Annotated in this window: 16 protein-coding genes and 1 pseudogene; 9 read left to right on the forward strand and 8 right to left on the reverse strand. The window is 66.4% G+C overall.

What is annotated here, in order from left to right:
* Window positions 1–310: 310 nt before the first annotated feature.
* From ACZ5TL_RS36895 to ACZ5TL_RS36915, 5 genes and pseudogenes are all read right to left on the reverse strand, one after another.
* Window positions 311–529, reverse strand: a complete 219-nt coding sequence (locus ACZ5TL_RS36895) for an IS3 family transposase (RefSeq protein WP_468595165.1) — start codon at window positions 527–529, stop codon at window positions 311–313.
* A gap of 68 nt (window positions 530–597) precedes the next feature.
* A pseudogene (locus tag ACZ5TL_RS36900) lies at window positions 598–1,348 on the reverse strand (transposase).
* A 1,038-nt stretch (window positions 1,349–2,386) separates the two neighbouring features.
* Window positions 2,387–3,643 (reverse strand): mucin-2, encoded by a 1,257-nt coding sequence (locus ACZ5TL_RS36905; RefSeq protein WP_468595166.1) that lies wholly within the window; start codon window positions 3,641–3,643, stop codon window positions 2,387–2,389.
* Window positions 3,644–3,764: 121 nt separating this feature from the next.
* Entirely contained in the window at window positions 3,765–4,553 is a 789-nt protein-coding gene (locus tag ACZ5TL_RS36910) for a hypothetical protein (RefSeq protein WP_468595167.1), read from the reverse strand.
* 1,209 nt (window positions 4,554–5,762) lie between these two features.
* Window positions 5,763–6,023, reverse strand: a complete 261-nt coding sequence (locus tag ACZ5TL_RS36915; RefSeq protein WP_468595168.1) for a WXG100 family type VII secretion target — start codon at window positions 6,021–6,023, stop codon at window positions 5,763–5,765.
* A gap of 204 nt (window positions 6,024–6,227) precedes the next feature.
* On the opposite strand from ACZ5TL_RS36915, the gene ACZ5TL_RS36920 reads away from it, so the two are divergent.
* The 6 genes from ACZ5TL_RS36920 (at window position 6,228) to ACZ5TL_RS36945 (ending at window position 10,511) form a co-directional block, all read left to right on the forward strand.
* Window positions 6,228–6,488, forward strand: a complete 261-nt coding sequence (locus ACZ5TL_RS36920) for a WXG100 family type VII secretion target (RefSeq protein WP_193505604.1) — start codon at window positions 6,228–6,230, stop codon at window positions 6,486–6,488.
* A gap of 367 nt (window positions 6,489–6,855) precedes the next feature.
* Window positions 6,856–7,131 (forward strand): SAV_915 family protein, encoded by a 276-nt coding sequence (locus tag ACZ5TL_RS36925; RefSeq protein ID WP_468595169.1) that lies wholly within the window; start codon window positions 6,856–6,858, stop codon window positions 7,129–7,131.
* Window positions 7,124–8,581, forward strand: a complete 1,458-nt coding sequence (locus ACZ5TL_RS36930; RefSeq protein ID WP_468595170.1) for a hypothetical protein — start codon at window positions 7,124–7,126, stop codon at window positions 8,579–8,581. Before ACZ5TL_RS36925 ends, ACZ5TL_RS36930 begins: the two co-directional genes overlap by 8 nt.
* 19 nt (window positions 8,582–8,600) lie before the next feature.
* A complete protein-coding gene (locus ACZ5TL_RS36935) occupies window positions 8,601–9,182 on the forward strand; it encodes a DUF3592 domain-containing protein (RefSeq protein ID WP_468595171.1) in 582 nt (193 codons plus the stop codon).
* Between the two features lie 41 nt (window positions 9,183–9,223).
* On the forward strand, window positions 9,224–9,526 hold the full coding sequence (locus ACZ5TL_RS36940) for a hypothetical protein (RefSeq protein ID WP_468595172.1): 303 nt from the start codon (window positions 9,224–9,226) through the stop codon (window positions 9,524–9,526).
* A 700-nt stretch (window positions 9,527–10,226) separates the two neighbouring features.
* Window positions 10,227–10,511 carry a hypothetical protein gene (locus ACZ5TL_RS36945; protein ID WP_468595173.1) on the forward strand — a complete coding sequence of 95 codons (285 nt, stop codon included), beginning with the start codon at window positions 10,227–10,229 and terminating at the stop codon, window positions 10,509–10,511.
* Window positions 10,512–10,564: 53 nt separating this feature from the next.
* Here the strand turns inward: ACZ5TL_RS36945 and ACZ5TL_RS36950 are convergent, their stop codons facing one another.
* From ACZ5TL_RS36950 to ACZ5TL_RS36960, 3 genes are all read right to left on the reverse strand, one after another.
* Complete coding sequence (locus ACZ5TL_RS36950) at window positions 10,565–15,046, reverse strand: FtsK/SpoIIIE domain-containing protein (RefSeq protein ID WP_468595210.1); 4,482 nt, start codon at window positions 15,044–15,046, stop codon at window positions 10,565–10,567.
* 97 nt (window positions 15,047–15,143) lie between these two features.
* Window positions 15,144–17,489, reverse strand: coding sequence for a protein kinase domain-containing protein (locus tag ACZ5TL_RS36955; protein WP_468595174.1), 2,346 nt, complete (start codon window positions 17,487–17,489; stop codon window positions 15,144–15,146).
* An 818-nt stretch (window positions 17,490–18,307) separates the two neighbouring features.
* Window positions 18,308–19,156: a menaquinone biosynthetic enzyme MqnA/MqnD family protein gene (locus ACZ5TL_RS36960; RefSeq protein WP_468595175.1), complete on the reverse strand. Its 849-nt coding sequence runs from the start codon at window positions 19,154–19,156 to the stop codon at window positions 18,308–18,310.
* A 401-nt stretch (window positions 19,157–19,557) separates the two neighbouring features.
* Here ACZ5TL_RS36960 and ACZ5TL_RS36965 point away from each other — a divergent pair, with 401 nt between their 5' ends.
* The 3 genes from ACZ5TL_RS36965 (at window position 19,558) to ACZ5TL_RS36975 (ending at window position 20,999) form a co-directional block, all read left to right on the forward strand.
* A complete protein-coding gene (locus ACZ5TL_RS36965; protein WP_003992177.1) occupies window positions 19,558–19,761 on the forward strand; it encodes a cold-shock protein in 204 nt (67 codons plus the stop codon).
* A gap of 121 nt (window positions 19,762–19,882) precedes the next feature.
* A complete protein-coding gene (locus ACZ5TL_RS36970; protein ID WP_468595176.1) occupies window positions 19,883–20,155 on the forward strand; it encodes a glycine zipper domain-containing protein in 273 nt (90 codons plus the stop codon).
* A 190-nt stretch (window positions 20,156–20,345) separates the two neighbouring features.
* A complete protein-coding gene (locus tag ACZ5TL_RS36975) occupies window positions 20,346–20,999 on the forward strand; it encodes a class I SAM-dependent DNA methyltransferase (protein ID WP_468595177.1) in 654 nt (217 codons plus the stop codon).
* The last annotated feature ends 19 nt before the right edge of the window (window positions 21,000–21,018 follow it).

The raw sequence follows: 21,018 nt of genomic DNA on the forward strand, positions 1-21,018 counted from the left end.
CACCATGGCCATCGGCCCGCGACCAGCCCGAGCATCGCGAACCCCGCGCATACCAGACCCGTGACCTGCAACGTCACGATGCACACTGCTCATTGAGTAGCCGACGATCTCACGGGTGGCGAGGTCCAGCCAGGTCGCCAGATACAGCCAGCCCTCGACGGTGGGGAGGTAGGTGATGTCACCGACCGGTTTCCGGCCCGGGGCGTCGGCCGTGAAGTCGCGGCCGATCAGGTCCGTGGCGGGTACCGCCCTCTTCGCGGACGGGTTTCAGCGACCGGCGCTTGCGCCGGGTGACCCCGCAGATGTCGCGCTAGCGCATGGTCCGCTCCACTCGCTTGCGGTTGACCCGACGGTCCAGCCTGCGCAGCTCGGCGTGGATGCGCGGCACCCCGTAGGTGTGCCTGGAGGCGATGTGCAGCACGGTGATCTCGTGGGCCAGTGCGTCGGCGGCGGCCCGGCGGGCGGCGCGGGCCTCTCGCCGGCCTGCCAGGCGCAGAAGGAGGACCGGGCCACCTTCAGCAGTCGGCACTACAGAGCGACTGGGTGGGTGGTCTTCTCCGCCTCGATGAACGCATACACGTCGTTCATCGAGCTTCTTCAGCGTTGCAACTCCAGTGTGAGGATGGCCTTGGCGACTGACGTCATGCGGTTGGGGCTGCAGCGGGACCTGCGGAAGATCCGCCAGGACTTCAGGCGAGCGACGCCACGTTCGACGGGTGCGCGTGCTGCGGCCAGGGCACGGTTGCGGGTCTTCTCGGTGGGGGTCAGTTCCTGCAGGGGCTTGCGTTTGATGCCCGTGGTCAGCCACGGACCGGCGCCCTGGTACGCGAGATCGGCCACGATGGGAACGTCCTGACGCTCGCAAATCCGGATGATCCGGTGGGTGCGGGCGGCGGTCAGGTTCGTGGGTGCGGCCCGGCAGGGCGGGCGAGAGCCACAGCAGCCGGCCGTCGGGATCGGTGACGACCTGCACGTTCACGCCGTGGCGGCGGTGCTTGTGGGAGTAGTCGGCCCGGCCGTCGCCGACCCGGTCGCATTCGGCGAGAGTGTCGTCGAGCAGGACGAAGTCGGGTTCGTGCTCGCGCAGCGTCTTGAGCAGACCCGGTGCACATGCGGCGAGCAGGTCGACGACCGCGCTGGTGTAGGCATGGGCGGTGGACTCGCTGATCCCGAACCCAGCAGCGATCTTCGCCAGAGTGGTGTGTTCGCGCAGGTACACCAGTGCCACCATCGCGCGCTGGGACAGACGGAGCTTGCAGCGCCGGTCGACCTCACGGGTGACGATCAGCATGGTGACCCACTCCACGAGTGCATGCGGCAGGTCGAGTGCGGCAGGATGGATGACCAACGAGGCCCCCGAGCAACGTGATTGAGACGTCAGACATCTCGATCAACAGCCCGGGGGCCTTGCTCGTTGCGCTTCACGGACCGTCACCCGATCGGTGGCCACATCGAAGAAGCTCACCCAGCGACGGCAATGACGCCGGCCCTGGGAGGGCCAGGGCTCCCGAACTGTCCTCTGACCAGGCCTTGCGCCAGCACTGTACCAATCGGATGCTGACCCGCAGCTGTGCGCGATGACCGCGTTCTCGTCGCCTTGGGCGAGCCGCTCGGCCGCCTCAACCTGCAACTTCCCGCCGAGGGCCCGCCGTTCATGGGTCAGCCCGCCGCCTTGCGCGTACCTCACACAGCCGGTTGCCGCAGGGATCGAGGGCCGTCAGCCAACCCGAGAGCACGATTTGAAGGTCTGTAGAAAATCAAGAGAGCTTAGACACCGAATCCAAGAATCTTCCCGGAGCCGAGATCAGGGCACCTCGAAACGACAGGTTGCGCGTGTACACACCCTCGAACAGGATCGCGAGACTGATGTCAACAGAATCCACAGCTCCGTGAGCCGTTCCGGAAATGATCTCCGGATCTGACGCACTGGAACGGACCATGACGATACGGGACTCTGGGCGCTCCAACACGTGCTGCCGCCGGTTCGCTTCCTCCCGGTACCGGTACTCCCGCCCCACGGCCCAGATCCTCAGAGCCCGGGCGCCTCTACCCATCCGCAAGGTCTTCCGGGTGAAGGACGCATGCTGCCCTGCCACGCTCAACTTCCCTTCGGCCACGCGAGGCCGCCCGCCGTACCGGAGAGCTTTGAAGGAGGACATCGGAATGTTCTCACCGGTCACCATGGCGCCTTCATACTCGGCACGTTCACTAACAGGAACGACCTCCAAGGCAGGAACGACGAGTTCAACTGGGCCCAGCCCGCCGACGTCACCTCGCCAGCAGTTCACGTGACGTTGATTCATCGACGTCACTGTATTCGTGAAGCGCTCAAGCTCGAATGAAAATTGAGACATTCTCCGACCCTAACCTCTCCCGCCACGAAGGATCAATCAAAGGGATTGAGCGCACTGCCCAGTGCCTTCGCGCCGTCGGCAAGTTTCCCGGCTCCCTCACTGATCTTCTTCCCTGCCCAGGCCCCGGCGTCCGCGACCTTTCCCGGGAACTTCTTGACGGTCTCCCAGTTATCGGCGATGGTCGCAACACCATAGACGGCACCCGTGACCACAGCGGCGCCGATCGTGATGGGGGTGGGCGCGACCATGGCCATCGTCATGGAAGCATTGAAGGCCACACCGGAAGCCTTCGCTACATATCCGACCTTGTCCCGTTTGAAGGCCTCGACAGGGTTTCCTTCCTGCACAAGGTCGACGGCACCGATCACCGTGGACACCGCGCTGCCGCCGACGCCGGCAGCACGCCACCAGCCGGCCGTCCGCATCGCTGTCCCGGCTCCGGAGGCAAAGGCACTCAGCCGACTCGCGCCGGTCGCCCTGCTCACAGCACCGGCGTTCTTGCCGACCTTGAGCAGGTTCGCCTCCCAAGCCCAATTTCTCCCCGAAAAGGCCGCGAGGCTGTCCTTTCCGGTCAGCACATCAAAAATCGGCGCAGGAGTACGTGCCCCAATGGTTGCAGCCAGGGCTTTGATACGTGCAGGAATAAATCGAGATGTCGCCTGCCCCTTCAAGAGCTGAGCGAGCGTGGTGCCAGGCGCCTTCAGGAATTTGACCTCGCCAGGATTCTTGAGGCTCTTGAAGTACGAGATCAACTGAGTGGTGCCCACGGCCGTCATCTTGAAGGCGCCCGGAACTGTAGAGACCATTGCCGTCAGGTCGATGTAATCCCCGACAACTTCCCCGAGATTCTTATCGTCTGTCACCTTGGCGACGGCATCACCCTTGATGCGCTGGATCCAGTCCGAGAGCGTCTCGCCCTTCTGCCGCTCCAACCACTTGGTGTCGAACTTGTCACCGTTCGCAACGGAGGCGTTCGCGATCAGCATGGCATCGGGTGGAAGGTGTGCGCCCTTCAACTCCTCCGGCGTGAACCCCGCGTACAATGCGGCGGCTTTGGGATCACCCTTGTCGGCCCGCAGAATGGCCGCGCGGCGCCGAAGATCGACCGCCGTGCCGTCGGCCCAGTTCCGCATGGGTTTGAGGGCGGCCAACTTATCGGTCACGCTCAGACCGGACGCGCGGGTAAAGGCCTCGTCCAGTTTGTCCCGTAGTTGGCCTCTGCCATCCAACAGCTTGGCCAGGTGTTCCATGTCCTCCGGATTAGCCATGCGCTTGGCACTGTTGCTCATTCTTTCCCCGTGATCATGTGCTGCGCCGTGCAAGGACTGGTCCGGAAGGCGCAGGACAGGACAGTGACGTACCGCCAGGTTGCTGCGGTCATGCACATATGCCTCAAGAGGCAGGCTGGGACTACTGCGCGGACGCGAGTTGCGACCCGTCCGGCAGCAGGTCCGTGATCAGCTGCCACAGTTCCTTGGCCGAGGTGCGCCGCACCCTCAACTCACTGCTGTGGTCCACCTGGCCGTCGGCCACCGGCTCGGCGGGCAACTCCCGCAGCCAATACCCCTCGACCCCGCAGTCCCATACCGCGAGCGCCGTTGCTGCCAGCCCATTCCCCGGCGCACCCGCCCCTTGCCAGGCCACGGTCATGCGCCACATGCAGTTGAGCTGGGACAGTACCTCCGCCAACCGAACCGGAGCGTCCGTCCCTTCGGCCGCGACCTCAGGCCTCCCGAACTGCCCCGTTTCCATCCGGGCGACCAGAGCGTCGAACGCACCCATGGTCGAAATGATCACCTCGTCGGACTCGACCCCGACGGTGAAATCCCGATGCAAATCGACCATCCTGGCGAGGGCCCACACGAGCGTCTCGGGCTCCGCAGGAACGTACTCCGACTCCGCCTCACCGGGCCAGTTCTCGTGCGTGAAAATGAAGTCGTCGCCGATGACTGCTCCACTTTGAGTAACCCCCTTGGGGCCGCTCATCTCCACCTGGGCAATGACCCGCGGTTCCATGAGCGTGGCGACAAGTGGATAGAGGTCGGCCGCGATCTTGTCATCTGCTTCAAGGATCCCCACCTCCCGCAACTCGACCCGAGCCTGGAACAGTTCCTCGGGAATCTGCTCCTCTTCCACGAGAAGCCCGAGCACGCTGACATGGAAATCGGATAGGCGCAGTCGGCGTCGGGCTGCATCCATGGCGGGCATTCTGTTGTATCCCCCTGACGTCAGAGATCGTTGAAGAATCTCACTGAAGAGTCGAGCAGATGAGACTACTTGAAGAAGTCGAACAGCGTGAATAGTTGACGAGAGAAAGTCGGGCAGGGCATCAAAAGACCCACCGGTTGATGAAGCGGCCGGGCAGCGACACTAGCGCCCCGAAGGTCGAAAGATCCCATGTGTACACTCCCTCAAGGACGAGTGGATGCTGAGGTCGGGTGAAACTGCCTCGCCCAGGCATGCTCCTGAGACGGTCTGCGGTTTCGCCCAGCTGGAACGCCTCATGTGTACGGCGACCCCAGGGCGTACCAGCCCATGGCTGCGCCTCCCGCTCCGCTGGGCATACGCGTATGCCCGCCCCTTGACTTGAATCCTCAGGGAACGCACATTCCGGCCAGGCAGCCACACATTCCTGGGAAGCCCTGCCGGCTCCCAATCGACCTGCAGTTCCCCGCTGGCCAGCAGCGGTCGCTACAGGAAGCCCAGTCCGAAGTGCGTCGCGAGCGGGAATCCTTCCCCACTCACTGCCACTCGCGATACTCCGAGAGTAAGCGCTGTACTCCGTGGGATACATGAGCTCAATCCGTCCGAGCCCAGCGACGTCCCCAACCCACGAAAAGGACCTCACCTCGGCGCCCCTCGACGGATGCCGCACGCTGCAGCTCGAACGTAACCCCGCTCATACGTCCTGTCCTCGGGAAGCAGGATGCTGGCCTGATAGCCAACCCAGACGCCAAGAACCCGGGGTAGCGATCACCCAGCGCTTCGGCAGCTTCTCCTCGTACACCATTGCCTGCCCGGACGACGCTGTCGATGCGCCCGCTCCGGAACCGTCCGCGCCTCCCACGACCACTCCCTTCAACTCTATTCAACCTACGTTCCGGGCAGGCCACCCACCGCCCGCAACAGCGGACTAGAAGAATGAGCTCGGGGTCCTTAGAGGGAGATCGGGAGGCCAGGGCGCCGAGCAGGTCGGGTCGCGCAGCACCGGCGCCCGTTCTCCCTCCTCGCCGACCAAGCCGATACGCTGGAGCCCGACCAGTCCCACAGTTCCTCAGGTGGCGTCTCGTTGTCCACGAGGTGTGCGAACACGGCGATGTGACGGTCGGCCAGCCGGAAGCGGGCCCAGGGAGCTGTCGTACGAGGGCACTGGTACGGGTACCTCTCGCCGTATCAGGGGCAACCCTGCTACTTCTTCTCATCCTTCAGGTCCTTGGCGTCCTGCGTGCACTTGTGCGCTTCATCGCGAAGCGCCTTGGCGACCGTGCCGCACGTCGTGTGCCAACTCTTGAGCCGCCCGCGCACGTCGTCCGCGTTCGGGCCCGACCAGGTCTTCATCCCGGTCGTACTGTGCTTCCTGGCGGCATCGACAAGTGAGTCGATGTGGTCGGCCAGTGACCTCAGCCGGCTGGCCCGCTGGTTGAGTTCCTGAATGTCAGGATTTGCCATAGCAGCCTCCCCCGCTGTCCCAGAGGCCTCAGCATACTGGCGCTCCGTGCAGACCTCCCTCAAGCTCCTGCCCCAGGCCAACACCACTCGTTCACACGAAGCTCCCCTCTCCGGAGGCACTGGACTGCAACTATGTCTGGTGCGGTAGCGTCCCTTGTTGCAAACGGATAGTCCGTTTACCTATGTGACACGGGGAGGAACGCCATGGATCGCGGTGCAGATCTCACTCAGCTTCGGGAGCTGTCCAAGCTCTTCGGCAAGAAGGCCACCGACCTCCAGGGCCTCATCAAGGCTCTCGAGACGGCCACGAGCCAGAGCTCGGGATACTGGAAGGGCCCCAAGGCCGACCGCTTCCGGAACGACTGGCACGACGTGAAGCCGACCTTCGACAAGTGGGTCGACACGCTGAACGACGCCAGCAAGTCGGCCAACACCAGCGCCGACAACATCGAACGCGCCACCTGAGCCGACGCGGAACGTGCGGATGCCGCAGCTTGCCGGGGCATGCCTTCGAGGTCGTCCAACCTCGGACGGGATGCCCCGGCGGCATGTGAGCAGAACACGAAGGGGACTCCGGCGGGCAACCATAAGCGCGCCATGGGAACAGGCCTATGCCACCTCCCACCGGCCCGGCCCGGCCAACATCGTTAGTGGCCAACGTGTTCACACCCAATACGAAGGCGCCCTGCACGGGCCTCCTTGGCCAACCAGGACGATCTGCCCCCTCCCCGAGGCCCTGCTATTGCCCCGCATTCAGGCATCCTCATAGGCTGCGTGGATGCATTCGGCTCAGTCTCTCCAAGAAGCCCCGGAAGTCCTTGTAGTTCCCACTATGACGGACCTGCCACGGGACGATGATGGTGCGCCTCGTTTGGAGGGCACGGTCGACGTGACGCTCATCCCTTTGGAAGCCGAGTCCGGAGGAACACAACTCGTCGCTCTGGCTTTCTCTACCGTGGCTGCCCTGGTGGATGCGATGGGTGAGGATCAGCCGTGGGTCGCGATCCCCACCGACAAGCTCGAAGAGGCGCTGCAGGGGTCGGGCGCCCAGGCGATACTCATCGACCCGCAGCCACCGGCGGACATGGGGGACGCAAAGAATGGTTGATCCAAACTTCTCGGGAATCAACCCCGCAAACCTGATGAAGACGATAAACAGCTTGGTCTCCGGCAGTAAGACACTCCATCAGGGAAAGACCGCTTATCTCAGTCGCTTTCAGAAATTTGGGCTGGACACGAGCCACCTCACGGAGCTCGGGAAGATAGCTTCCTGGGTCGACGACGAACTGCCCATGCTGCGTCGTCGGCAGGCACTCGCCGCTGCCATGGAGTTCGAAGGTGTGGGGCCCAAGCCTCCCATGGTCCAACTGCGCGAGCCGGTGTGGACCGCAAAGCAGGCACACGAAGAGGGCGAGAAGCTCGCCAAGGAGGCCAACGAGCTCGCGGACATGGGTGCTGACGAAGCAGGACCCGCGTTCCACCGCATCGCCGAAGAACTGGCCAAACGCAGCAAGGATCCGGACTACACCTCGGCCTTCTACGCCAACATGGATCCTGAGCTCGTCAAGAACCTACCCATGGCAATCGCGGTGGCCAACGCGCCGACGGCCAAAGACGACGCCAAGGTGTTCGGCACCGCTTTCACCACCGCTGCGAGCGCCGAGAAACCCGCACCAGGTTTCAACAAGGTGCTGGATGTCTTCCACGGCGACCTTCCCGAGGACGAGCCCGGCGCCATCTTCAACCGCGCACTGATGCAGGGCGACGACCCCGACCTGTGGGACACCGCCTGGAAGCACCTCCAGAAGGCGGTCACGGACCTCGGCGACCCGAAGGCGACCTGGACCGTACACGCGGGTCTAGTGGCCGGTGTCATCGGTGTCCAGTCGAAACTGGCGGACCAGCTCTGGGATGAGGCCGGCAAGTTCTCACAGGCGGCGAAGGCGGCCTATGAGCGGCGCATCAATGCCATGTCCCCTGCGGAGCGGGCCCAGTTCAAGAAGGAGACGCGGATCAATGCCAAGGCTTCGAAGGCCGCTTCCCGGCAGGCCGAGCGGATCTTCGCCAAGTACGGCCTGGGCTCGTTCTCGCGCCTGATGGAGGCATCCCTCGGTGACTCCGCCCGCTGGTTCGCTGACAAGGTCCCGTACACCAGGGCACCCACGGCCGTGAAGGGCGGTTGGCTCGGCAAAGTCTTCAGAGTGGGTGGACGTGTGCCGCTGGTTGGCTCACTGCTGACCATCGGCGGCATCGCGTACGACATCAAGGTCAACAACGCGGACACCGATGTGGCAGTCGCCTCGAATGTCGCGTCTCTTGGAGCCGGAATGGCTGGCGCCTGGGCTGGTGCGGCGACCGTGGCGGCTTTGGGCGGGCCGGTGGGCTGGGGTGTGGCAGCGGGCATCGTGGTGGGCGCAGGTCTCGGCTACGCCGCCTACTATGCCCTCAATACCGATACCGGAAAAAAGGTTGTACATGCCGTGACTGACACGGTCAAGGACGTCGGAAAGAGTATTGGAGGGGCTGCCAAGAAAGTGGGAGGGTGGCTAGGCTTTTGACGCATAGGAACTGGATGTCATGGCAAAGAAGAAGAAGCGCTCGCGGGACGACTGGACCTTGCCCTCGAAGTCCGCGGAACGGCAGGCTCGGGACCGGGATTTGCAACAGCTTCGGGCCGCAGTGCGCCAGCCTCCCCTGCCGCAACGACGCCTGATCCTGGCGATGTTCGCAATGGCCCTGGGGACATGTGTGGCCTTTCTCACGTTCTGGCTGCCTTCACAGGCGCTCGTGAACGATTTGCGCTCCCGAGGGGTCCCTGCTGCGGCCGAGATAACAGCCTCACCGAAGAACAAGTATGGCGAGGCGGGCAACGTCAAGGTGCGATTCAGCGGCCCCGAAGGCGAGGTCGAAGCCGTGCTCAGCGATTGGGGCGGAAAGCGCCCTGAAGGTCTGCTTCCAGGAGCGGCAGTTTCGGTGACCTACGACCCTCAGGAACCGACTCGAGTACTGACAACGGAGTGGGTAGAGGATCCTCCCGCCATGACGCTGCCAATGCTTATCACACTGACATTCACTCCCCTATTGCTGGGGAGCGCAATCCTCCTTGTGGTACGGCGCCGCAACTTGCTGAAGGCAAGGGAGCAGGCCGCAACGGCATGACTCACAACGTGCCGATACTCCATGAACGAGAGGAGACGACTGTGGCGGATCCCGAGCCCAAGGTGGACAATCCGAGAAAGGCTGATCTGGAGAAGCTGCGCCGCGATCTGGCAAAGGAGGTCGAGCAACTCAAGAAGGCGCTCAAGGGGCCGACCGAGGACATCGAGGGTGACAAGGTCTGGGTCGGTAAGAACGCTCGTGCCTGGCGCCAGGAACTGCAGGGTCGTCACAAGAATTTGGGAGAGCAGGTCGACAAACTGCTCCCCCTTGTTGACGCCGCCATCCGGAACGAGCCCGACAAGGTGTCCACGAGCGAGGCCCGCCTGTACAACAAGGGCATCTGAACCCAAGGTGCTGCTGATGAACAACTTGGCTGTTCTGAGCCTTGTTGTTCCGTGCGATGCAGGTACGTCACCGGCATCGTGACGATGAGATGGCGGGCCGCCGCGTACGCAAAGAAGCTCCGGCGATGCCGGGTGACGTACCGAGTCACCCGTACCGGCCGGAGCTTCGATGTAAATACCTACAGGCTGTAGATCCTTCCTGTTCAGCCCGTCCCCACGGTGAATCCGGATTCTCGCACTCGCACTCGTGCCGTGCTCCGCGTTCCACCATTTGACGGAAAATGAAAGATGGACCGCCAATGCTGTTACAGGCGCAATCAAGAGCACCAAAGAGCACAGGGAAGGCGATCGGCGCCGCCGCATCCGTCAAGCGTCAAGAAATACGGTGGATGGATGGTTCTCATAAGATTGCCACGGTATGATTAAGAAAAGAAGAAAACGCCCTGCGGGGCAATATCAACTCCCGCCTCGCATCAAAAGAGCACGCCAGGAAGGCGCCAGGGCAAAGCCGCGGCCTCTGCTCCCGCAACTCCGTGTGATCCTGGCTGGGTTTGGTCTGTTTCTTCTGTGCGTAGGGATGGCTCTATTCTTCTTGCTCCCCTCGCGATCCTTGGTTCAGGACCTGCGTGCCCGCGGGGTGAGTGCCGCTGCCACGGTCGTTGGTGTCGACTCGAAGCCGAAGTACGTGAAGGTCCGTCTTGTGAGCAGTTCCAAGGCAGGCACCGAGGTCAAGCTTTCGGAATACGCCGGGATGCTTCCCGAAACGGAAAACGGCGCTTCCTTGATCGTCACGTACGATCCCGAGGCCCCCTCCCGGATTCTTACTCAGAGCTGGGTAGAGGACCCGCCAGCAAACCTGCCCGCCTTCGGCACTTCGGCTCTGGCTGTCATCTGCCTCGGTCTCACCACGGCAGTGATCTGGCGTCGTCTCTGGATCCTTCGCGCGTTCCGCCCGGAGGCCCCCCAGCCTCATCGCTCTCAGTAACAGGAAAGCAGCGCCGAGGGGATCCCGCTCAGTGAGCGGGATCCCCTCGCGGCTTACGCGTTCACCACAGCCTGAACGGGTACGAACGCCCCGCCGGCCACGAACAACCCGCTGCCCGCCGCCCCGCCCCCGCTGTTCGCAGGCAGCCGGATGCCGAACAGTTCGCCGTCCGACGAACTCTGCGGTGTCAGCAGCATGCCGTTGCGGGACTTGCGGGCCTCGACTGCGAAACCCCGGTACTGGCTCGACAGTGAGTCCGTAGTGCCGGCGGCGAGCAGGCCCACCCCACCGTCGGCTCCCATTCGGATAACGCCTTCCAGCGGCTCATCCAGCGGCGCGTCGTAGAGGAGTTCGGCGTCGTCGACCACGACCACGTACGGCCGTCCGTCGAGCTGGTCCTGGAGTTCCTCCAGTTCGTCACCCGAGCTTTCCGCGTTGAGCATGCCGAGAACCCCTTCTCGGCCCTCCAGGTCCCGCAACGGAGACCGGCGAGGCGTCACGACCACCAGGGGAGTGCCTGCTCGCAGAAGAGACTCGGCGGCGCACAGCAGAGCAGTCGAACGGCCGGACTTCGGCGGGCCCGCAATGACGAAACCGGGTCCGTTCTCCTCCAAGTCGATGCCGATGGGGTGGAGTTCGTCACCTCCCACGGCGACCAGCGCCCACAACGGTGACGACGGAACGAAGTCCGGGTCCAAGGCCATCGCCTCCGACGCCGTGATGCGCGTCGGCAGCGCATCGACGCGCAGGGGACGTCGGCCCGCCGGAATGCGGCCGTAACGGGTTCGCGCCTCCTCCGCGAGCTCGCGGAGCGCGCGGACCTGGGCCTGACCGGCCGGGTCCTGCGCCAGCAGGCCGATCTGGGTCTCGTCCACACCCGTGTCCGTGATGCGGAGGGCGCGTCCGGGCGGCATGTTCTTGGGGACCTCGCGCGCCTGAAGACCGGCTGTGGAGTAGTCGTTCGGGTCGGCGAAGCGCATGACGAGTCGGTCGGAGAAGGCCGAGGAGACGTGACCGCTCAGACCACTGCGGTCGGCCGTCATGACGACCTTCAGCCCCGCTGCGGAACCTTCGCGGAAGAGACGCTGAGCCGCTTCCAGCAATTGACCGTAGTTGTAGTTCTCGAAGGTCGACGCGAAGCCTTCCCAACTGTCCAGGAGCAGGACCATCCAGGGCAGTCGCTCCTCCGGGGACGCTCCCGCGCGCTGTTCCGCAACGCTGGAAGCGCCCTCCATCGCGAGCAGTTGCTGACGGCGGGCGATCTCCACCTGCAGGCGCTGGATCAGCCGGCGGGCCCGGTCCGGCTCGTCGCGTGTCACGACGGCGCCCACATGCGGCAGACGCACCAGGGGCAGTAGGGCATTGGAGCCACAGTCGATGGCGTAGACGTGCACATCGTGCGGGGAGGTGTTGCGGGCCAACGAGCCGGCGAGCGTGCGCAGTGCCGTCGAGCGGCCGGAGCGAGCGCCACCGAGCAGCAGGGTGTGCTCGCCGTGTACAAGGTCCAAGGACACCGGCATGCGGGTCTGCTTCGCCGGCAGGTCGACCAGGCCGTACGGGATCGGCGCCACGTCGTCGCCAGGGGCGGTGGCCGGTGCGCCGCCGTACGTGGACAGTTCGTCCAGCGTGACGGATTCCGCCAGTGGAGGAAGCCAGGGGCTGCGCTGTTCGCCATAGCCCATCCGCTCCGCGCCGTCGCGCACCGCGTCCACGAGGACGGCCAGGTCGGTGACCATCGTGCCGTCGTCCTCGGCCTCTTCCCGCTTGGGCAGCGGGCGGGCGTAGGCGTTCCAGGGCAGGGGGATGAGCGTGGCCTTCGGTCCTGTTTGACCCGTGGCCGGGCGACGGCCACCGATACGGGCCGACTGCACACCGATCAGGGACTGGGCGCCGGAACGGACGTACATACGGCCTGGCGTCGACTTCGAGATCGCGCCCGAGTCCGGTGCGTCGATGACGTCCATCGACTCGGCGGCGTCGGTCACCCGCAGGGCGATGCGCAGGTTGGTGTTGGCCCGGATGTCGGCGCTCACCACACCCGCGGGACGCTGTGTCGCGAGGATCAGGTGCACGCCGAGGGAGCGGCCTCGGCGTGCGATGTCGACCAGTCCCGCGATGAAGTCGGGCAGTTCCGCGACCAGGGACGCGAACTCATCGATGACCAGAACAAGCCGGGGCATCGGCTCCAGTTCAGGGCGGAGCTTGCGGGTGTCGTTGTAGTCCTCGATGTCCTTGGTGGCGGCGTCGAAGAGGATCCGCTCCCGGCGATGCAACTCGGCGGCGAGCGAGGCGAGGGCCCGCTCGGTCAGGTGGGCGTCGAGGTCGCTGACCATGCCGACGGTGTGCGGCAGGCGAGCGCAGTCCATGAACGCGCTGCCGCCCTTGTAGTCGATGAGGACGTAGTTCAGGGCGTCGGGACGATTCGCCACCGCGAGCGAGGCGATGATCGTCTGCAGGAGCTCGGACTTACCAGCACCCGTCGTACCGGCGACCAGGGCGTGCGGCCCGTCGCGGCGGATGTCCAGGACGAATATGCCGTCGGCGGCGATACCGATGGGTGCGGACGTCGTCGAACCACCGGCCTGCCAGACACGCTCCACGTCGGCACCGGCCGGGTTGGGCATGTTGAGCAGGTTCAGTAGACGGGCCGACGTGGGAAGGGCGGAATCGGCGTCATCGCGGCTGACGTCGCGGATGGGGGCGAGTGAGCGGGCAAGGAGTTCGCACCACTCGTAGGGAACCTGGTCGGCCAAGACGTCGCCGACCGCCTCCAGACCGTAACCACGCACCCGGACATGGTGAGCCGCATCGGGCGACCAAGCTACGACGGCCTTGCACTCCTCGGGCAGCAGCCGCTCGTCCTCGTCGATGCAGAGGGCGAAGATGCCGTATTGCGGACCTTCAGTCAGGAGTTGGGGGACGCCGGGTACACGGCGCAGCAGTCGTGCCCCGTCGAGAATCAGCAGCACGTTGGCGTCCGGGTACAGCTGGCCCGTCATGTTGTTCTGTTCGCGAGCTGCCTTGCGTCGAGCCAGTTCGTTCAGCAGTTCGTTGACCCTGCGGGTGATGCCCTCGGAGTCGAAGCCCACCAGGGCGACGCACTCCTGTCCCTCGTCGGGGTTGGTGTGCGGCAGCCAGTGCGCCCAGTGCCATTCGGCGCCGGCGGCGGGTGAAGCGGCCAGCGACACCAGTGACAGGTCCCGGGGGCTGTGCAGCACGGCGGCCTGCACGGCCAGCCAGCGCGCGGTGGCGAGGGCGCGGGCCCGGTCACCCGCGATGCCGACCACGCCGAGCCGGGCGAAAGGCAGGGTGACTGGAACATCCGGAAGGATGGGAGGCTCCGGGGGCTCCTCGTCGTGTGCCGTGCCGCCGCGCGCGAAGACGAGTTCCACATCGGAAGGCAGGGCGCCGACCCCGATGCGCAGCTGCATCGCATCCGGGTCGGTGAGCCTGCGCTCCCACAGGCGGCGTCGGGGGCCGGTCGCGAAGAGCAGGACCTCAGCCGGGTCGGGATTGTCGTCACGCCGGGCGCGCTGTTCTTCCTTGCTGAGGGCGACGAGTTCGGCCTCGTGGGCCGCGAGGTCCTTCTTGTACTGCTTGAGGGACGTCTTGTGCTTCTTCTTGCCGTCGCGGTTCTCACTGATCCACTGGCCCAGCATCATGAGCGGGCTCATCAGGCAGAACAGCAGCATGTAGATCTGCTTGGTGAAGAAGTACATGGCCAGCCCGAACAGCATGGGCATGAAGGCCATGATGAACTGGAACCGCGCGCGCTCCCCCTTGGTGGGCGGTACCGGTACCACCAGCCGTCGCCGGGGCCGCAGTGGCGACAGCCGAGGGGGACGGTTGTAGGCGAGGCCGCCCTCGCTCATGGGGGACAGGTGGGCGTCCGGCGCAGCCACCTTGTCCAGGACGAGCAGCGAGTCACCGACCCGTGCGACCCGACCGAGCGGCCACGGGGTGTCGGCCGTCATCGTTTCGTCGTCCAGCTGAACGCCTGCACCGGCCTCCGGCGTGAGCATGACCTTGCCCTGGAGGTCGATCGTCAGTCGGAGAGCGACCGGTGGCAGTGAGGCATCGGGCAGGGGCAGGGAACAGGTGGGTGCGGATCCCGCGGTGGCCGCGCCGACTCCGAGTCGGACCACCCGGCCGGAACCGGGGCCGCCGGTCACCCGCAACTCGTACTGTCCGACGGGCTCGCCTTTGCGCAGCAGCGGGCCTATCGAGCCGTCGACGGAGACGCGCATGCCGTCCCGCAGGACGCCGGTCGCCGGTGCCGCAGGATCGCACAGCACACCATCAGCCCACAGCGCCGGTGCTCCGGTCACCGCCGTCCCGTAGCCGGGCAGCGAAGCCAGTGAGGTGCCGGGCATGGCCACGACGTTCCCCGTCCCGCCGCCATGCGGGGCGACGCCTTGCCCGACGGCCTGTGTCAGCACCTCCGCGACATCACCTGCCGTGGCGGTGTCGTCGGCGGTGACGACGACGTCCTCCGGCTCACCGCCTTCGCGTACGACCGTGACCAGCATCCGCATGGTGGTCATCCTCCCCGTAGGCCGCTGTGGCCACGTTCGTTAACTTCAGCTAACGGAGACTATGGCAGCCCCCGGTCTCGCTCCCAGCGCCCCGGTGTCAGACTGCCGGCATCGCGTATATCTCCGGCCCGTTCGTCACCAACAGCCGGTTCCCGGCGGGGGCAATCTGCCACGGGGCTCCGGAGTCCTTGTCGTCGGTCCAGGTCCACCGCACCTTGCCGGTCTTGGCCGCAAGGGCGATGACACCTCCCGACAGGGGGCCGGAGGCGCAGTACAGCGTCGTGCCGACCTTCACGAAGGTCTCCGGCCCGCCACGGTCCTGGTCCTCGCACAGCCAGAGCCGCTTGACGCTCTTGATGTCGACGGCCCATACGCCGCGGTCGTAGTCGCTGACATACAGCACGCCGTCGATGACGGCAGGGTTGTTGAAGCCGCGGCGTCCCTTGGGGGAGAGCGTCCAGCGGGTCCTGCCAGTCTCCGCGTCGACCGCCGTCAGCTTCTCGCCGGGCAGGAAGACGAGGCCGTTCGCGACGGTCGGCTGCCAGGCCCAGTCATCGCCGATCTTCTGGGTCCACAACTGGTCGCCGGTCGCGGTGTCGCGCACGGTGAGGTTGTAGTTGGAGTCCGTGTAGACGAGGTACTTGCCGGAGACGGTGCCTTGGACGTCGTAGTCCTTCGTGCCCCAGTCGCGGTGCTGCAGCCACACCTTCTCGCCTGTGCTATGGCTGATGGCAGCGACCGCCGTACGGTACTTGGTGGCACTCGCGGCTTGGCCGAAGTCGGTCGCTGTGACGTACACGTTCCTGTCGTCGATGGCGATGGTGCCCTCGACGCGGAGCTTCTCGCCGAGGCGGCTGCGCCACACCTCGTCGCCGGTCTTCACATCGCGCGCGACGAGGACGCCCTCGATGCCGCCATCGGTCAGGAACACCTTGCCGTCATGGAACAGGAGCTGGGAGCCGGGGGCGCAGACGTCGGGCTTCGACCAGCGGGTCTTACCGCTCTTCACGTCGTAGGCCACCAGAGGGTCGCCGCTGACCAGGAGCAGGCCATCATGGATGAGGAGCGGTACATCCGTGGTGGTGCTGTCCTCCGCCGCCTGCTCGTGCCACAGCGGCTGGGGGGCGACTCCGGGCGGCGGGGTGGTGAAGTTCTCCTCGACGGGCTGTGCGGAACCGCCGGCCCCACTCGTGCCGGTCGTTGTGCCAGAGGGGTCACCGTCCTGGCCGAGCCACCAAGCGGCGCCACCGCCTGCCACAGCCACAGCGGCGGCACCGCCGAGCGCAAGACCGAGGACGCGGCGGCGGGAAGGAGCGGCGGTGGCGAGGGCTGGCGCGGTCGTCCCGTGTCCCGGAGTGGATGTGTCGCCCGGCGGTGTGGCGCAGCCGGGCATCGGGGTGCCATAGGCAGCCGCAGGGGTGCCGCCATGCCCAGAGGAGTGTGGATAGCCGTACCCAGGCGTCGGCGTGCTCGCTGACTCCGGTGTCCCACCCGCCATCACCGGTGCGGGCCCGAAGGACGCGGCGACCGGGGTCTGAGTCTGCTGCGGTGCCTCCAAGTCCAGTATTCCGGCCGCATGCGTGGCGATCGTCGATGCCACTGCCGACGGCAGCCAGTCGCTGAGCACACCCTCGACGCCCTGGGGTGCCAGTGCCGTCACGATCTCCGACGGCGCAGGTCGATGCGTCGGGTCCTTCGCAAGACATGCGCGGACGAGGCCCACCAACTGCTGCGGGACACCCTCCAGATCAGGCTCGCCATGCACGACCTGATAGAGCAACGAGGCATGCGAGACGGCTCCGTGACCGAACGTGCCTCTGCCGGTCGCCGCAAACGCGAGCACGGCACCCAGCGAGAAGACGTCTCCCGGCGTGCCGACATCCTTACCGAGCGCCTGCTCCGGTGACATGTATCCGGGTGAGCCGACCACGACTCCCGTCTGAGTCATGCGGTTTCCGTCCACCGCACGTGCGATCCCGAAGTCGATGACGCGCGGACCGTCCGCTGCCAGCAGGACGTTCGACGGTTTCAGGTCGCGGTGGATCAACCCCGCTGCGTGAACCTCCTGGAGAGCAGCGGCGAGGCCTGCAGCCAGTGCCCGCACGGTCCGCTCCGGCAACGCACCGTGCGCAGCGACCACATCCGTGAGATCCGGACCGAGCACGTACGACGTCGCCAGCCACGGCAGCGGCCCGTCCGGGTCGGCATCCACGACGGGGGCGGTGAAGCGGCCGGAGACCGCCTTGGCTATCTCGACCTCGTACCGGAAGCGGTCGCGGAATTCGCCGTCTGCTGCCAGGTCCTGACGTACGACCTTCACTGCGACGGTCCGGCCACCGGGCGAACGGGCCAGGTAGACGCGGCCCATGCCGCCGGCACCGAGTCTTCGCAGGAGACGGTAAGTGCCCAAATCCGTCGGATCGTCCGGTTGCAGCGTCTCCATGATGGGCCTTCCCCGTGGCACGCGTTGTGGTGCGCTTGTTATATCTGATGTTGTTCGCTATCGCAGACACAGTAGTAAGTGCCTGACCAGGGTGAGAGTTAGGGGCCATGGGCGGGAGTTCGGCGAAACCGAAGCGGAGAAAGGCGGCCGGGGCGGCCCTGCGTTACGAGCACCGGCCAGGGCGGCCGCTGTCCGTCCGTCGAGCGAAGACCAGTCTCGGGAGCGCCTGTTCGGCTGCCTGATGCTGCCGGGCTCCGCGGCCGCGGCCCGCTGTGGTTGGATTTCGCGCCGACCGGGTCCCGACGAGATCTTTCTTCGTCACCTCCTTCAGGGTCAGTACGTCGACGCACACGCCGCCGATCTGGCCGGTCTGGCGGAGACGGCCCAACTCGTGTCCGACGGAGCCCGTTCGACCGTGATCCGGAACGTGCCGAGTGGCAGCCTGCCGTCGACGCTGCCCTGGCCCTCCCAGGTGCCGAGGCGAGCGGCGGGTACCGCACCGGAAAGGGCGGCGCTCACGGTCGCCCCGCGTCGCGGTCCTTGGTGAGGCACACCGCCGTCAGGTGCCTGTCCCGAAGCCGATCAGCGCGGGCCGTACAGGGTAAGAGGGACGTTCGACGCGCTGCGTGTCGCGGTGTACGGGGCCGGCTCGTGCCCGGCCGGCCGAGCAGCCGGCAGGGCCCCGCGGCCGTGGGTTCGTCGGCGTCGAGCGGCCGCCGCACGGCGTCACCCCGTCCCCGCGGGCGCGGGGGTGCTGCCGGGCCCGGCACGCCTGCGCCTCCCAGCGGAGGAGTGCCGGGACATGACCCGGCACGGGCTCACGGCTGGAGCAGGTTCACCTTCACGTCCGCCGGGAAGCCGGTCGTCGGGCCGACGCGCCGGGCGAACTCGGCGACCGCCTCCAGTTGCGGGCCGCCGAAGCGGAAGTCGAGGGTCGTGAAGTAGCGGGCGAGGGTCTCCTCGTCGAAGGCCTCCCAGCGGGCGGCCTGTTCGGCGACCTTGCCGACCTCCTCCAGGGAGAGGTTGCGGGAGTCGAGGAAGGCCTCGTGCACCTTGCGTGTGATGGCCGGCTCGCGCTCCGCGTAGTCGCGGCGCGCCGCCCAGACCGCGAAGACGAACGGCAGGCCCGTCCACTCCTTCCACAGCGCGCCGAGGTCGTGCACGTCCAGGCCGAAGCGCGGCCCGTCGAGCATGTTCGCGCGCAGCGCCGCGTCGCCGATGAGGACGGCGGCCTCGGCCTCCCGCATCATCAGGCTCAGGTCGGGCGGGCAGGCGTAGTACTCCGGCTGGACGCCGTAGCGCTCGGCGAGGAGCAGCTGGGCGAGGCGGACGGAGGTGCGGGAGGTCGATCCCAGGGCGACCCGGGCGCCGTCGAGCCGGTCCAGGGGGACCTGCGAGACGATCACGCAGGACATGACCGGGCCGTCGCAGCCGACGGCGATGTCGGGGAAGGCCACGAGGTCGTCGGCGTGCTTGAGGAACTCGACCAGGGTGATCGGACCGATGTCGAGATCGCCCTGCACCAGCTTCTCGCTGAGCTTCTCCGGGGTGTCCTTGGTGAGCTCGAAGTCGAGGAGCGTGCCCGTTCTGGCGAGCCCCCAGTACAGGGGCAGGCAGTTCAGGAACTGGATGTGGCCGACGCGCGGCCGGGTGCGAGGATTGTCCACATCGTGAGGCTAGCCCTCGGGGCGTACGGACCGGCGCGCGGGCCCCGATCGGGTGCCTGCGTCTGGGTGGTCGCCCCCGGTCGGCCCACGGAGGGTCACCCCGGACTGCGCTCTCGCGCCCGGCTGCCGCGGGCCGTCTCCGGCCGCCACGGGAGGCTTCACCGCCAGCCGGCGGGAGATGTTCAAACATTCGGGTGACGTGATCTTGGCCCCTATTGCATTCGGTGGCCCGCGTGCTAGGCTCGTCGCAAGTTGCAGTTTGGTTTCCCTTGCAGTACAGAGCCTGCGGAGCATGTGACCGCGGGCTCTCGTCATTCACAGACATATGCACTTGTGCGGAATTCATCTTCACACTTGCTGGTTCTGGAGCAGGGCAACCCTTTTGGGCCCAAGGAGGGCTTATGGCTACCGGAACCGTGAAGTGGTTCAACGCCGAAAAGGGCTTTGGTTTCATCGCCCAGGAGGGCGGCGGCCCCGACGTCTTCGTCCACTACTCCGCGATCAACGCGAGCGGCTTCCGCTCGCTCGAGGAGAACCAGCAGGTGTCTTTCGACGTCACGCAGGGCCCGAAGGGCCCGCAGGCTGAGAACGTCACGCCGGTCTGATCAGTAGTACCCAAGGAGCCCCGCGCCGCCAGGCGACGGGGCTCCTGCCCTTTCCGGGCCCTTCCGCCCGGTGAATTCCTGGCGAAGTCCCGGCGAGTTCCGGCCATGGGACGATGAGCGGATGCGGATAGACCCGGAGAACAGTGGGGAAGGCGGCGTGGTCCCCGCCGACAAGCGCCTGGCGACAGGGCTGGCCCTCGGCCTGTCCCTCGGCCTCACCCTCGGCACGGCCATGGGGCTCGTGCTCGGAATGACCGTCTTCGACAACATCGGCCTGGGGCTCGCCCTGGGCGTCGGGTTCGGGACGGCGGTCGGGACGGGGGCGGGGATAGGGGTCGGGCAGGCACGCGCGGGCCGGGGAGACGGGGCCACGGGAGACGACCAGGGGGCGTGACACGTGCCCTCTTCCGAAAGGCAGAGGGGACCAGAGGGGGCAGGGGGGACCAGGGGCCGAGGGGACCAGAGGGCACAGATCCGGCCGCGGGAGGGCGCAGGCGTCCCCCCTCCCCGCAGCAGGGTCTCCCGTCTTCGCAGTACGGCTCCTGCCCCCGCAGCACGGCTCCCCCGCAGTATGGTCTCGCGGCATGAGCGATGCCGACTTTCTGAGCGAGACCCGGCACTTCTACGACACCGTCGCCGAGGACTACGCCGTTCACTTCAGTGACCCGCTCGCACCACTGGACCAGATGCTGCTGAACGGGTTCGCGGAGCTCGTCGGTGCCGGAGGCGAAGTCGCCGACCTGGGGTGCGGGCCCGGGCGGGTGACGGCGCTCCTGGCGTCCCGGGGGCTGTCGGTGTTCGGCCTGGATCTGTCGGAGTCGATGCTCGCGATCGCCCGCCGTGAGAACCCGGGCCTGCGGTTCGAGCAGGGCTCGATGCTGGAGCTGGACCTCCCGGACGGCTCGCTCGACGGGGCCGTGTGCTGGTACTCGATCATCCACACCCCCCTGGACCACCTGCCCGGCCTCTTCGCCGGCCTCCACCGCGTGCTGCGCCCCGGCGGCCACCTGCTCCTCGGCTTCCAGTCCGGCGAGGAACCCCGCCGCTACGAGGAGGCCTGGGGGCACCGGGTGGCCCTGGACTTCCGCCGGCGCCGGCCGGAGCACATGGCCGCCCTGCTGGAAGCCGCCGGCTTCGCCGTCCGCGCCCGGATGACGAGGGAACCCGACGAGGACCGGGGCGAGCCGGTCCCCCTGGCGTACCTTGTGGCGCGGAAGCCCCGGAAGACAACCGCATAGCGCATCACCGCCGCCCCCC

The sequence above is a fragment of the Streptomyces sp. NPDC033136 genome (assembly GCF_055578235.1).